This window comes from Alphaproteobacteria bacterium (assembly GCA_041396705.1).
In the GTDB taxonomy this organism is placed as follows: domain Bacteria; phylum Pseudomonadota; class Alphaproteobacteria; order CALKHQ01; family CALKHQ01; genus CALKHQ01.
Window position 1 is genome coordinate 263,726 of record JAWKYB010000002.1, and the last position, 13,317, is coordinate 277,042.

At 65.9% G+C, this 13,317-nt stretch carries 11 protein-coding genes; 2 read left to right on the forward strand and 9 right to left on the reverse strand.

All coding sequences use genetic code 11. The annotated features are described in order from the left end of the window. Positions 1-97 precede the first annotated feature (97 nt). The 9 genes from R3F55_01235 to R3F55_01275 form a co-directional block, all read right to left on the reverse strand. Positions 98-1,069, reverse strand: coding sequence for a biotin-dependent carboxyltransferase family protein (locus R3F55_01235; protein ID MEZ5666064.1), 972 nt, complete (start codon positions 1,067-1,069; stop codon positions 98-100). 12 nt (positions 1,070-1,081) lie between these two features. Continuing rightward, the gene (locus R3F55_01240) at positions 1,082-1,954 is read right to left on the reverse strand and encodes an allophanate hydrolase subunit 1 (protein MEZ5666065.1); all 873 of its coding nucleotides are present in this window, start codon (positions 1,952-1,954) and stop codon (positions 1,082-1,084) included. Next, a complete protein-coding gene (gene pxpA / locus R3F55_01245) occupies positions 1,951-2,691 on the reverse strand; it encodes a 5-oxoprolinase subunit PxpA (GenBank protein ID MEZ5666066.1) in 741 nt (246 codons plus the stop codon). The genes R3F55_01240 and pxpA overlap by 4 nt, the downstream gene beginning before the upstream one ends. A gap of 14 nt (positions 2,692-2,705) precedes the next feature. Continuing rightward, positions 2,706-4,718 (reverse strand): hydantoinase/oxoprolinase family protein, encoded by a 2,013-nt coding sequence (locus tag R3F55_01250; protein ID MEZ5666067.1) that lies wholly within the window; start codon positions 4,716-4,718, stop codon positions 2,706-2,708. Positions 4,719-4,762: 44 nt separating this feature from the next. Then, positions 4,763-6,589, reverse strand: a complete 1,827-nt coding sequence (locus tag R3F55_01255; GenBank protein MEZ5666068.1) for a hydantoinase B/oxoprolinase family protein — start codon at positions 6,587-6,589, stop codon at positions 4,763-4,765. 31 nt (positions 6,590-6,620) lie between these two features. Further along, positions 6,621-7,469 carry an ABC transporter permease gene (locus R3F55_01260; protein MEZ5666069.1) on the reverse strand — a complete coding sequence of 283 codons (849 nt, stop codon included), beginning with the start codon at positions 7,467-7,469 and terminating at the stop codon, positions 6,621-6,623. Positions 7,470-7,476: 7 nt separating this feature from the next. Then, complete coding sequence (locus R3F55_01265) at positions 7,477-8,394, reverse strand: ABC transporter permease (protein ID MEZ5666070.1); 918 nt, start codon at positions 8,392-8,394, stop codon at positions 7,477-7,479. 93 nt (positions 8,395-8,487) lie between these two features. After that, positions 8,488-9,795 carry a substrate-binding domain-containing protein gene (locus tag R3F55_01270; protein ID MEZ5666071.1) on the reverse strand — a complete coding sequence of 436 codons (1,308 nt, stop codon included), beginning with the start codon at positions 9,793-9,795 and terminating at the stop codon, positions 8,488-8,490. Between the two features lie 46 nt (positions 9,796-9,841). Beyond that, on the reverse strand, positions 9,842-10,933 hold the full coding sequence (locus R3F55_01275; protein MEZ5666072.1) for an ABC transporter ATP-binding protein: 1,092 nt from the start codon (positions 10,931-10,933) through the stop codon (positions 9,842-9,844). A 176-nt stretch (positions 10,934-11,109) separates the two neighbouring features. Between R3F55_01275 and R3F55_01280 the strand changes: the two genes are divergently transcribed. Both R3F55_01280 and R3F55_01285 read left to right on the forward strand, forming a co-directional pair. Further along, complete coding sequence (locus R3F55_01280) at positions 11,110-11,823, forward strand: GntR family transcriptional regulator (protein ID MEZ5666073.1); 714 nt, start codon at positions 11,110-11,112, stop codon at positions 11,821-11,823. Positions 11,824-11,867: 44 nt separating this feature from the next. Continuing rightward, positions 11,868-13,271, forward strand: a complete 1,404-nt coding sequence (locus R3F55_01285) for an aminotransferase (protein ID MEZ5666074.1) — start codon at positions 11,868-11,870, stop codon at positions 13,269-13,271. Positions 13,272-13,317 lie beyond the last annotated feature (46 nt).

Genomic DNA, 13,317 nt, shown 5'->3' on the forward strand with positions numbered 1-13,317 from the left:
CATCCCGCTATCTGCCCCCAACACCGTCAACGACGACAATGCTTTACCGGGGCTGTACCGAGGCTATGCCGGAATGCGGCGGAGGCACCCGCCGGCATCAGCCCAGCGACTCCGCGGTGCAGAAGCCATCGATGCGGCGCCGCATGGCCTGGGCCTCCTGGACCGTGACCACGGTGAACCGGTAGACGTCGCCAGGCCGCGACTGGGCGAGCTTCCACAGCGCGGCGGACGGAACGGTGTAGGGATTGATGAATCCTCCGGTGCTGGGACCGTCGACGACCAGGATGATCGGAGTCTGACCGCAAAGATTGACCGCCCCCATCGGATAGCCGTGATCGAGGACGTTCGAAGGATCCTGCCCGTGCTCCGGCCGCTTGCTGGTGGCGACCTCGGAGAATGTCCATTCGGGCCCGCTCAGCCTGAGCCCGGTGCGGTTGCTCTTTGCCGACAACGTCCACGGGCTGGACAGGAACATCGCGTGGGCGGCGGCGTCGATCCAGTCGTCGTTGGGGCCGGCCACCACCTCGATCGTCCATTCGCGCGCGCCGTCGATCGCCGGTCGGCGGTCGTCGCGCACGCGGGCACCGACGGGTGCGCCGTCCGACCCACCGACGGGAATGACTTGTCCGGCCTTCAGCGCGTGTCCCTCGATGCCGCCGACGCCCGCCATGTGGAATGTCGAACGCGAGCCGAGAACCCGAGGCGTGTCGATGCCGCCGGCAATGGCGATGTAGGCACGCGCACCGACCTGCGCGGCACCGAAGCGCAGCTCCTGGCCGGCACGCACGGCCACGCATTCCCATAGCGGCAGGGCCATACCGTCGAGCCGCGGCGCCATGTCGGCGCCGGTGACCGCGATGACGCTGTCGCGCTGGAATTTCAGCCGAGGACCGAGAAACTGGCACTCCAGAGTCGCCGCATCCTGTCCATTTCCGACCAGCACGTTGGCCAGCCGATGCGACCACATGTCGAAGGGGCCGGACGGCGGGAAGCCCTGCTCCCAATAGCCAAGCCGTCCGGGAAAATCCTGCACGCTGGTCTCAAGACCCGGCTCCAAAACCTCGATCATCGGCAAGGCCCCCTAGAATGGACGCTCCGTCTCGTCGATCGTCGCCAGCCAGGCATGGTAGTTCTTGATCGAGAAGCGCTGGTATTCGACGCAGTTGTGGACATAGCTGCCGTCCCGCACCTTCGCGTCGATATAGTCGAACTCTTCCCGGTCGATCGGCTCGAACCGCACGCGATCGCCGGGCCGAAACAACGCCAGCGACTCCCGGAATGCCCGCAAGCGCTGGTCGCGATCCCAGATCGGCATCGGCGTGCGGGCGAAGATCTGATAGCCGCCGGGCGTCCTGTCCGGGTAGATGCAGGTGATCGCGCCGCCGTGCCCGATCGTGCCCTTGGGCGTCCACGTCCGCGGCGGATTGTACTTGGGCGCGATCAGCCGGCTTCGCGGGTCGAGCGGCATTAGCGAACACAGGCCCGGCCAGAAGCCGAGGGCGGCCACCCAGTAGTCGCTCGCCGAATGCACCCGCAGCAACTGGTCGAGCCCGGTGAGACCGTTGAGACGCACCAGATAATCGCCGTCCCACTCCTTCTCGGCGATCTTGGCGCGATAGTCGTCGACGCATTCCCGCGTCCAGGGGTCGAAATACAGCGTCGGCACATAGAACATCCGGCTGTCGAGTTCGAGCTCCTCCAGCGAGCCGATCGTTCCGAACAGCGCCATGATCTCGGCAACCACGTCGTCATAGGCGATGCGATCGGGGTCGTAGCTGACCTGCATCGAGGCCATTTCCGGGATGAGCTCGATGATGCCAGCAATCCCGCCCTGGCGTATGAGCCCGCAAACACTGTGCACCAGGAAGTTCAGATCGAAGCTCATTTCGTCGCCGAAATAGACTTCGATGCAGCGGTCTCCGCCCGGGCGGAACACCGGCTCGTCGAAAATCATCGCGTCAGCGTGCGGTTCAGCATCGGCCCGAGCGCCTCGTACACCGCCTGCGCGACGGCAACGGCTCCGGGCGTGTCGCTGTGCACGCAGATGCTGTCCGCGCGCACCGGCACGTCCTTGCCGTTGACCGACCGCGTCACGCCCTCGTTGACCGCGCGCATGACGCGCGCCGCCGCTTCCGCCGGCGTGACTGGATCGTGCTGCATGGTGATGATCTGCCAGCCGCGGTCGTCGTAGTCGAGGTCGGCATAGAACTCGCAGGAATAGGGTATTCCCCGTTCCTTGTAGACGTCCTCCTGGACGCAGTTGGCGAAGCCGATGACCGGTACGCCGAACACCTCGGCGGCATCGGCGATCCCGTTCGCGACGTCGGGGTCCTTCATCGCCATGCCGAACAGGGCGCCGTGCGGCTTGAAATGGCTAAGGGCAACGCCCTCGGCGGCAAGGAATCCCTGCAGGGCGCCGATCTGGTAAAGCACCATCGCGGCCGTTTCGTCGCGGCCGAGCCGGATCTCGCGCCGGCCGAACCCTTCGCGATCCGGCAGGCCGGGATGCGCACCGATCGCGACGCCGTGCTTCTTCGCCGCCCGGACGGTGCGCCACATCACCCTGGGATCGGAGGCGTGAAAGCCGCAGGCGACGTTGGCGTGGGTCACAAAGGGCATGCAGGCCTCGTCGTCGCCCATCTTGTAGATGCCGAACGCCTCGCCCATGTCGCAGTTGATCGTGATCGCCATGGTCCCTCTCCCCGCTACCCCAACCGCACCAGATAATTGCCGAGGGCATCCACCTCCGCGCTCTGCCGGTCGAGCAACAGACTGGTGAATGTCTGCTCTTCGATGATGGCGGGTCCCTCGATCCGAGCGCCGACGCCGAGGGTATCGCCTTCGTAGACCGGGACATCCGTCATGCCGCCAAGGGAATGGATGTGGACCGGTCGGGTCGACTTCGGTGTCGCCGCACCCGACGTGGCGGTGGCGGACTGCCTCAGATGCAGCGCACGCTGCGTGTTGACGCCGATGGCGCGCACCTTCCAGGTCGTGAACTCGACCGTGTCGTCCTCGTCCTTGATCGTGTAGATGCGATAGTGCGTGTCGTGGAACGCCTTCACCAGCCGCTGGATGTCCGAGGCCGCGATTGCGCCGCTGTCGAGCTCGAACGGAACTTCGATCTCCCACGACTGATATTCGTAGCGCCCGAGATAGACATATGCGAAGCGCCGGTCCTCGGGCGCGATGCCGGCCCTGTCGAGAAAAGCGACGCCACGTTGCCGCAAGCCTTCGAGGATCTTGTTCACGCCATCGAGGTCGAAGCGCCGCTGATCGGTGTGAAGTGTTGCGCTTTCCTCCCAGCGGACGTCGGAGATCAGCCCGCCGAACGCGCTCAGCCCCGCCGCGAATTTCGGGATCATCAGGCGCTTGATCCCCAGCACCGAGGCCATTTCGCCGATATGGCAGGCCGTGGCACCGCCACCGCATACGAGATAGCTGTCGCGCGGGTTGATGCCCTCGCGGATCGTGATGTCTTCGATCGCGGTGATCATGTTGTGATTGCTGGTGGTATGGATGGCATAGGCGGCGTCGATCAGGCCGATCGAAAGGGTGTCCGCGATCTTCCGGACCGCGGCCTCGGCCGCCGCCCGGTCGAGCCTGATCCGGCCGCCGAGGAAATAATCCGGATCGATGACGCCGAGCACCACATTGGCGTCGGTCACCGTCGGTTCCTCGCCGCCGAGGCCGTAGCATGCCGGCCCCGGCCGGGCGCCGGCGCTTTGCGGCCCGACCCGCAACAGCCCGCCGACGTCGACCCAGGCGATGCTGCCGCCGCCGGCGCCGATCGAGCGGACGTCCACCTTCGGGATGCCGAGCATATCGTCGCCGATCATCGCTTCGGCGGTGACGACCAGTTGCCCGCCGCGGATCGCCGACACGTCGAAGGTCGTGCCGCCCATGTCGCCGACGATGACGTCCTGCTCGTCGGTCAGGTGCTGCGCGGCGATCGGCGCAAGCGTCGGTCCCGACATCACGCTGTAGATCGGTTTGCGGACGATCTCGTCGGGCGGCATCATGCCGCCGACGCAGTTTGCCATGAGCAGTTCGCGCGTGTAGCCGGCCGTCTGCAGGGCTTCCTGCAGGACCTGCACGTAGGAGCTGACGATCGGGCTCAGGCTGGCGTCGATGACCGCCGAGATCGCGCGACGATATTCGCGGGGGATCGGGTTGAGCTCGTGGCTGAGCGTGACCGGGACGCCCGGCCATTCGGCCCGGATGATCTCACGCACCCTGCGCTCGTGCGCGCCGTTGGCGATCGACCAGAGAAAGCAGACGCCGACGGCCTCCACGCCCACCTTGCGGAAATGGGCGATCGCCGCATGGACGTCGGCCTCGTCGAGCGGCACAAGCTCGCTGCCGTCGGCCGCGATCCGACCGCGCACGGTACACGTGCGGTTGCGCGGCACATAGGGTTCGGGATAGCGCAGCCGCCATTCGAAGGAGCGCTTCCTCGGCGCCTCGCGCAGCGTCAGTGTGTCGGGGAAGCCGGCGTTGGTGACGAAGCCGACCGGCCGGGTCTTGCCCTCGACGAGCGCATTTGTCGAAACGGTCGAGCCGTGCACGATGGACTCGACCCTGCCGAGGAAGCTGCGCAGATCGAGGCCGTAATGCTCGGCCGCGACTTCAAGGACATCGATGAAACCGCGCTCGAAGGAACCGGGCGTCGACGGCGCCTTGAACACGCGCAATGCACCGGTCGCGTCGGCAACCACGCAGTCGGTGAAGGTGCCGCCGATGTCGATGCAGAGCCGATAGCTCAACGCGCCGTCCTCCGCGCCCGGCGCAGCGCATCGGTGTCGGCAGCGTTCACCTGGTAGTCGACGCCGTTGCCGGCGAGTTCGAGCACCACGCCATAGACCTCGCGGGCCCGGCCGGCCGTGAGCCAGCCGCGGTTCACGGTTGCCGCCACCTTCTCCGGCGGCCGGTCGAGCGGATCGCCGTACCCGCCCCCGGCGCCGGTCACCGACATGACGGCCTCGCCCGGCCTGCAGACGACCTGATTGAACCCGGGCAGTTGCTCGACGGTGCCGTCGGCCTTGCGATGGAAATTGCGCGCCGGCGCACCGTCCAGCCCGGACAGCACGCCGCGGGCCGGGTTGATCTCGCCGTCGCTGCAATAGATCACGGTGACATCGTCGTTGGCGATCGGGCCGTAGATCAGCTTGACGCCCGGCGCGCCGTCGAACTCGCCGCAGCCGAGGGTATCCTGCTCCAGCCAGCGCCCCTCGACGACGATCGGATACATGGACTCGTCGACCTCGACGGAATCGAGCACGATCATGCCGCCGTTGTCGGCGCCGCAGAACGTGATCCAGCCGTCATAGCCCTGCAGCCCGGGCCCCGCCGCGTAGCCGATGAACATCTGGTTGACGTAGGGCTGGTCGTCCTTGCGCGAGTCCACGCCGGAGATCACCGCCATGCCGATCGGCTGCATGTAGCCGCCCTCCGCCATGCCGAACGGCTTGCCCATCTGGGCGAAGCAGCTCGCCACCGCCGCCACCAGCCGGTCGTTGACGTTGGTGGTCGCGACCGATGTGCCGACGGGATATTTGGGCCGGCCAACCACGCAGTTGTCGCGCAGCAGCACATCGATGCGGCTTGCGCTGCCCTCGTTGTGCGGAATCGTCGAGTCGAGATTGTAGAACACGCCGATGCGGCAGGAGCCGGAGGCGGTCGCCTCCGAGAGGTTGATGCCCCCCGGCACGCAGTCGATGTTGTCGCGCGCGTCGACGGTGATCCGGCCCTCGTCCGGGTCCACGGTCACCGAGACGCGTACGGGCACGCCGTCGTCGGCGACCGTCGGCACCGGATCGTGCCGCGTCTCATAGGTCCAGGTTCCCTTGGGGAACGCGCGGATCGCCGCGATCGCGCGGCGCTTGCCGTATTCCAGCCACTCCTCGACGAAGGACTTGATCGTATCCTTGCCGTAGCGCTCGACCAGTTCCTTGAGCCGGCGCTCGCCCGTCCGACAGGCACCGACCTGGGCCTGGTAGTCGCCGTACCAGATGTTGTTGACCCGGATTTTCATCCGCCCCATGCGGATGATGTCCTCCAGGTCCTTGTAGTCCCGCTGGATGCGCACGCAGGGAAAGTGCATGCCTTCCTCGTAGACGGTGCGCGCATACGGAAGATAGGTGGTCGGGATCGGCGCACCGACATCGGCATGGTGGGACCGCGACAGCGACCAGAACAGCGGCTCGCCGTCGCAATAGACCGGCACGCAAAGCGTCATGTCCGCGTGGTGCGTGGTGCCCGTGTAGGGGCAGTTGTTGATGAAGGCGTCGCCTTCGGCAATGTCGCCGAAGAACTCCGTGATCGGCCGCGTGGTCAGATCCAGCGCAGTGATGTGGATCGGGATGCCCTCCTCCACCGAGATCAGGCGGTGGTCGTAGGTCAGCAGCCCGCAGGACATATCGCGGGCATTCTTGATCACGGCCGAGCGGCTCGCCTTCATCACGGTATTGGTCATTTCCCGGATGATGGCCTCGAAGCGGCTCGACAGCACGGACATGAGGAACGGGTCGATGCTCTGTCCCGCCGTCGCGGCGCTATCCTGCGGGGGATCGGTCCGCGTCTCGCTCATCGCAATCTCGCTCTCCTGCCTCGGGCCGGCCCTACGTCTGCCGTGTCGCACGACGCAGCGAGATCGTCATCAGCAGCAGGTAGCCGGCGACGACCACGAACGAAAGCAACGTCGTCAGTGTGCCCAGCGCATAGAGCGTCGGCGTGATCCGGGTCGTGACCGAGGCCATCACCATGACCGGCAAGGTCTGCTCGTTGCCGGTGATCAGCAGGCTGCGCTGGAACTCGTCGAGGGACAGCGTGAAGGCGAACAGCATCGAGGTCAGCACCGCCGGCTGCATGATCGGCAGGGTCACGTGCCGAAAGGTCTGCCACCGGTTGGCGCCGAGCGTGAGCGCCGCGTCCTCGAGCGTCTTGTCGAAGCGGTTGAAGAACATCAGGAAGACGACCAACGAGAAGGGCAGCGTCCACACGACGTGCACGGCAAGGCCGGTGGTCATCCAGTGCGGGACGATGTCGAGCGACTGGATGATCAGCGCGGTCCCCAGGCTGACGGTAATGCCCGGCACGATGATGCCCAGCAGCCAGACATAGAATACCGCGCCGGACCCGCGGAAGCCGCGGCGGAAGGCCTGGGCGGCCATCAGCGCGAAGACGGTCGAGATTATCAGCGTCGTGAAGGCGAGGACCAGCGAACGCTGCAGCGCGCCGAGATAGTCGCCGAGAAACTCGCCGACATCGCTGTACTCGGTGATCTCGCCGGGATGGAAGAGCTTCCAGTACCAGATCGAGCTCACGCCCTGCATCGGGAATGTGTGCCCGCCGCGCGGCCCCTGGAAGGAAAGCACGGCCATGATGATGAACGGGAAGTACAGGACCGCGAGGATGAAACCGAGATAGAGGAAGGCGATCGGGCGGGTGAGTTTGTAGAAGCTGGGCATGGCGACGCTACACCTTGCGCAGGTCAAAGAACCGCAGCATCAGCGACACGGTGACCAGGGTCAGGATTATCAGTAGGACGGCGATCGCCGAAGCCGACGCCCACTGGAAGATGTCGATCTGTCTGAGGATCAGGCCCGCAAGCATCGGGTTCTGCGCGCCGCCGATCACCCGCTCGGTGAAGAACTCGCCCATCCCGAGCACCACGACGAACAGCGAACCGGCCATCAGTCCCGGCTTGGTCTGCGGCAGGATGACAAGGAAGAACGTCTTGAAGGGCGTGGCGCCGAGGACTGCGGCGGCGGAAACCACGTCTTCCTCGATCCGCCGCATGCTGTAGAACAGCGGCCCGATCATGAAGACGAGATACAGGAACCACAGCGCCACCATCATCGAATACGGGCTGTAGAGCAGAATCTCGATCGGCTCGCTCGTGATGTTGAGCGTCAGGAGCATGGAGTTGACCACGCCCTCGCGGCCGAACATCGGCAGCCACGTGATCGTTCGGGTCAGATAGCTGGTCCAGAACGGCACGATGCACAGGAGAAGTATGCCCGTCTGCCAGCGCTCGTCCTTGATCACACGCCAGATGAAGTAGGCCGCCGGATAGGCGAGGACGATCACGCCGGCCAGGGCCATCAGGATGACCTCGTACGTCCACAGCGTGATGCTCCAGAACGTCTCGCTGGTCAGCTGCTTCACATAGTTGTCGATGTTGTAGTCCGGTCGCAGCCCGGAGAATCCGGCCTTCCAGAAGCTGAACAGAACGATGCTGCCGAGCGGCACGCCGACGAACAGCACCATCCAGACGGTCCCGGGCAGCAACAGCAGCCAGCTGCCGATCCGCGGGTGGCGGTCGACGAACGAAGCGCCCGCCACCGGACTCGCGGCGATCGGCTGCCGTTCCAGATTGCTCGCTTCCGCCATGGCCCGGGCGCCCGTCTGTCAAGCAACCGGAGGCCCGCCGCAGCGGCGGGGCCTCCGGCATTTGTGGTCTGCTAGTTCACGGTCCGAACCGGCCTAGGCAGCGAGGAAGTCGTTCCAGCGCTCGGCGTAGTAGTCCGGATCATCGGGCCACACCATCCAGTGCATGATGTTGCTCCAGCGCTTGGCGAACGAGCCGGTGTCCCGCCCGCGGATCGGCCAGCCGGGTTTCGGATCCTCGCTGGCGCCGCCGTTGTACCACCAGTCGTAGTCGTTGAATTCGCCGTCCGGATCGGTGTTCTTGCTGTTCTTGAGGTAGTTCTCGCAGCTCGTCGTCGGCGAGTAGTAGCCCTGCGGCGCGACCTGCGCGCCCCACCAGCCCTCGAGACAGAAGTTCACATAGTCGATCGCCGCCTGCAGGTTCGGCGTATCCTTGGCGACCGCCACCCCGTGGAACCACGCGGTGAAACCTTCCTTCGGGAACGCGTATTTGCAGATGACGCCCTGCTTCTTGACGTCCTCGACGACCGGGTTCCAGGCGTCGGCGAGCCAGATCTCGCCGGAGGCGAGCATGTTGACGCACTGGCCATAGTCTTCCCAGATCGCGCGGAACTGGCCATCCTGCTTGCGCTCGATCAGGAACTCGATGACCGCATCGACCTCTTCGTTGGTCATGTTGGCGGTGTTTTCGATCTGGGCCAGGCCGTTCTTCTTCATGAAGCCGGCACACCAGCCGGGGGTCAGCAGGCTGTCGTTGAGGATGCCGACCTTGCCCTTGAACCTGGGATCGACCAGCGCGCCCCAGCTGTCGATGTCCTCGCCGATCAGGTCGAGGCGGTAGCCGATCGAATCGCAGTTGAAGAACTGCGGCACCAGCTTGAACTCCGTCTGCGCCTGCGGGTCGACCCAGATCTCCGCCAGCGGCCAGCCCGATCCCGCGTCGTAGCCGAGCGCCGAGGTGCTGGTGAACAGGTCGCGGGCATCGGCCCATGTCGGCACCTTGTCCACCGGAATCGGCTGCAGCAGCCCGGTGTTCCACAGCGCCGCATTGCGGTTGGCGTTCGTCTCGTTGGTGTCGTAGTTGCGGTAGCCGCCGGCGAGCCACTCGGTGATCATCGGGGTCAGGCCGGCGACCTTGCCGATGGTCTCATGCCCGCTCCGCCGCGCGAACTCGTTCAGGAAGCGGTCCTGAACCGAGACCCCGAGGCCGATCGTACGAAGCTGCAGCCCGGTGGATGCGGCCGACTCGCCCTCCGGCAGATCGTCCCAAGGCATGCGGTCGGCCGCCGCCGCGCTGTCGAGCACGGTCAGGCCGCCGAGCCCGGTCACCCCGAGCGCCGCCCCGGCGGCCAAGCCCGACTTCAGCGTATCGCGTCGCGTGAGATTCCTGCGCAGATCCTTCATCTCGTCCCTCCCTCCTAAACGCCGTTCGCTCAGGTCGTCCTTTCAACTATGCGGCAGGCAGCAGGTGGCCGTCGGCCGACGACCAACTCACCGTCAGGCTGTCCCCGTGCCTGGGGGCCGACTGGCCTTTGCTGAGGCTCTCGTGCTGCTCGACCTTGAGTTCCTTGCCGTTGCCAAGGTCGAGCACCAACAGGATCACGCTGCCCGCATATTCGAGACCCTTGATCGTGCCGGTCAGCGTGTTCTCGGCCGTGGGCTCGTCGCCGATGTGCGACCGCATGAGGTCCGCCCGGACGACCATCGTCACCTGCTGCCCGACCTGGAGGTCGCGTCCGCCCTGGTCGATCACGAACGTGCCGTGCGGCGTGTCCACGCCGATCTTGCCGGCGGAAATCGTGCCGATCGTACCGTCGAGCAGGTTGTTGCGGCCCACGAACTCGGCCACGAAACGGGTCTTCGGCTCGTTGTAGATCGTCTGCGGCGGGTCGACCTGCTCGAAGCGCCCCTCGTTCATCACCGCGATGCGATCCGCCATGACCAGCGCTTCGCCCTGGTTGTGGGAGACGTGGATGAACGTGATCCCCATCCGCCGCTGCAGGGACTTCAGCTCGCTCTGCATCTCGATCCGAAGCCGCGCATCGAGCGAACCCAGCGGCTCGTCGAGCAGGATGAGGGCGGGCTCGACGACCAGCGCGCGCGCCAGCGCCACGCGCTGCCGTTGGCCGCCGGAGAGCTGGTCGATGCTGCGGCGCGCCAGATCCTGCATGCCCACGGCGCGCAGTCCCGCCAGCGCCTTCTTCTCGCGCTCACCGGCCGGCACCCCGCGCATGCGCAACCCGAATTCGACGTTGCGCTGGACGGTCAGGTGCGGGAACAGCGCAAAGGACTGGAACACCAGGCCCACATTGCGCCGATAGGGCGGGACCCCCTCCATGCGGGCGCCCCGGATGATGATCTGCCCGCTGTCCGGCTGATCCAGCCCGGCGATCAGGCGCATCGTCGTGGTCTTGCCGCACCCGCTCGGCCCGATCACCGAGAGGAACTCGCCGCGATGGACCTCCAGATCGACATCGTTCACCGCCAGAACGCGGTCGAACCGTCGGGAGACACCACGAAGCTGAACGTCGGCTTCCGGCACAGCAACGCCCCCTGACCGGCGGACAGACACGCAACTGCCTTACCGCCCCACCCGACAAAAAATGCTAGACGATCTTTCGCGAGATGCCAATACCCTCCTGATCTGTGATCACAGGCCGATCTTGATCTGTGATCACAGTGGGCGTAGGTTCGCTCGAAACCGCGCGGATGAGGTCGATGACACTGCGACAGGCAAGGCATCCCGGTCTCACGCGCGTGGACCGTGATACCGTTCAAGCGCAGGTCTACAAGAAGTTGCGCAGCGCGTTGATGACCGGCAGCCTGGCTCCGGGCGACCCGGTCACCCTGCGCAGCCTGGCGTCGGCGTTCGGGACCAGCGAAATGCCGGTACGCGAGGCCCTGCGCCAGTTGCTGGCGGAGCACGCACTCGTGTCCGGGCCGAACAGGGCGATCGTGGTGCCGATGCTCACCGCCGAGCAACTCGAGGAAGTCCGCGTGATCCGTGTGGCCTTGGAGGGCATGCTTGCCGAGCGCGCCGCGGCCCTGGTCTCGGCCGGCGACATCAAGAAGCTGAAAGTCTTGCACAAGGATGCGACCCGCCTGGTCCGCGCCGGCGACTTCAAGAAGTATCTCGCGCTCAATCACAAGTTCCACTTCCTGGTCTATTCCGCCGCCGGCCTGCCGACCGCGCTGAGCATCGTCGAGAGCATGTGGCTGCGGATCGGCCCGGCGTTGAACTTCCTGCTGTCGAAGGCGCACGACGCCGAGAAAACGAGCACCGGGGAAGAGATCGAGCAGGTCTTCGAGCGGAACCACGAGCACGTCGTCCAGGCGCTGGAGCACCGGGATGGCCCGGCCGCCCGACAGGCCATCGCCGACGATATCAACGACGCGGCGGACTACTTTCTGTCGCTGATCGCGGTGCACTGAGCCGCGTCGTTCGGGTGCATGCCGCGTAGAGGGAGGCAGGGAAATTGACCAGCAATGCGGCCCATAATCTTTCGCTGGCCGAAATGGACCGGCAAAGCTTTCTGCATCCGGTCACGTCGGTGTCGGACCACCAGAAGAACGGCCCCCACATCTTCACCGAAGGCAGCGGGGCCAGGATCCGGGACATCGACGGCCGCTCCTACATCGACGGCATGGGCGGGCTGTGGTGCGTCAACGTCGGCTATGGCCGCGAATCCCTTGCCAAGGCGGCGGCCGCGGAAATGGGACGGATGGGCTACTACCACACCTTCGCGGCGGCCTCGAGCGAGCCTATGGCCCGTCTCGCCGACCGGTTGCGGCGCCTGATCAACGTCGAAGCCCGCGCACCTCAGATCAGCAAGGTGACCTTCGGCCTGTCCGGGTCCGACGCCAACGACACCCAGGTCAAGATCGTACGCTACTACAACAACGTCCGCGGCAAGCCGGCGAAGAAGAAGATCATCTCGCGCCACGGCGCCTATCACGGGCTCACGGTGGCGGCCGGCAGCCTGACCGGCATCCCGATCTACCACAAGGCCTTCGACCTGCCGACCGGCGACGTGATCTTCGCGGGGACGCCGCACTACTACTGGCACGGCAGGCAAGGCGAGACCGAGGCCGACTTCGCGGCACGGCTGGCGCTGGAGCTCGAGGCCATCATCCTGCGCGAGGGCCCCGACACCGTCGCCGCCTTCATCGCCGAGCCGATCATGGGCACCGGCGGCGTCCTCGTGCCGCCGGCGGGCTATTTCGAGCGCGTGCAGCAGGTCCTCGACAAGTACGACGTGCTGTTCATCGTCGACGAGGTGATCTGCGGCTTCGGCCGCCTGGGCAGCTGGTTCGGGACCACGCATTTCGACCTCAAGCCGGACCTGATGAGCTTCGCCAAGGGCCTGACCAGCGGCTATTTCCCGATGTCGGCCGTCGCGGTCTCGGACAAGATCTGGGAAGCGATCCGGGACGGCTCGGACGCCTTCGGCATGTTCGCCCACGGTTTCACCTATTCGGGCCATCCCGCCGCCGGCGCGGTCGCGATGGCCAATCTCGACATCATCGAGGGTGAGGGGCTCGTCGCGCATTGCGCCCGCGTCGGGTCGATTTTCAAGAGGCTGCTGCAGGAGCGGATCGGCGGGCATCCGAATGTCGCCGAGATCCGCGGCGAAGGGCTCATGATCGCGGTCGAGTTCGTGGCAGACCGCGCGACTAAGCGGCGCTTCGACCCCGGCGTGAAACCGCATCACAAGGTGGTGGCATCCGCCAGGCAGGGCGGCCTGATCATCCGGCCGCTGCCGAACGGCGACGTGTGTTCCTTCGCCCCGCCGCTGGTGTTCTCGGAGGACGACGCCGAACGGGCCGCAGCCATTCTCGGCCGGGCCGTCGACGACGTGTTCGCGGCCCTCGATGCCTGACGGCAGCGACGTGGCGCACGCTCGGTACCAACCGGCAAGCGGGATC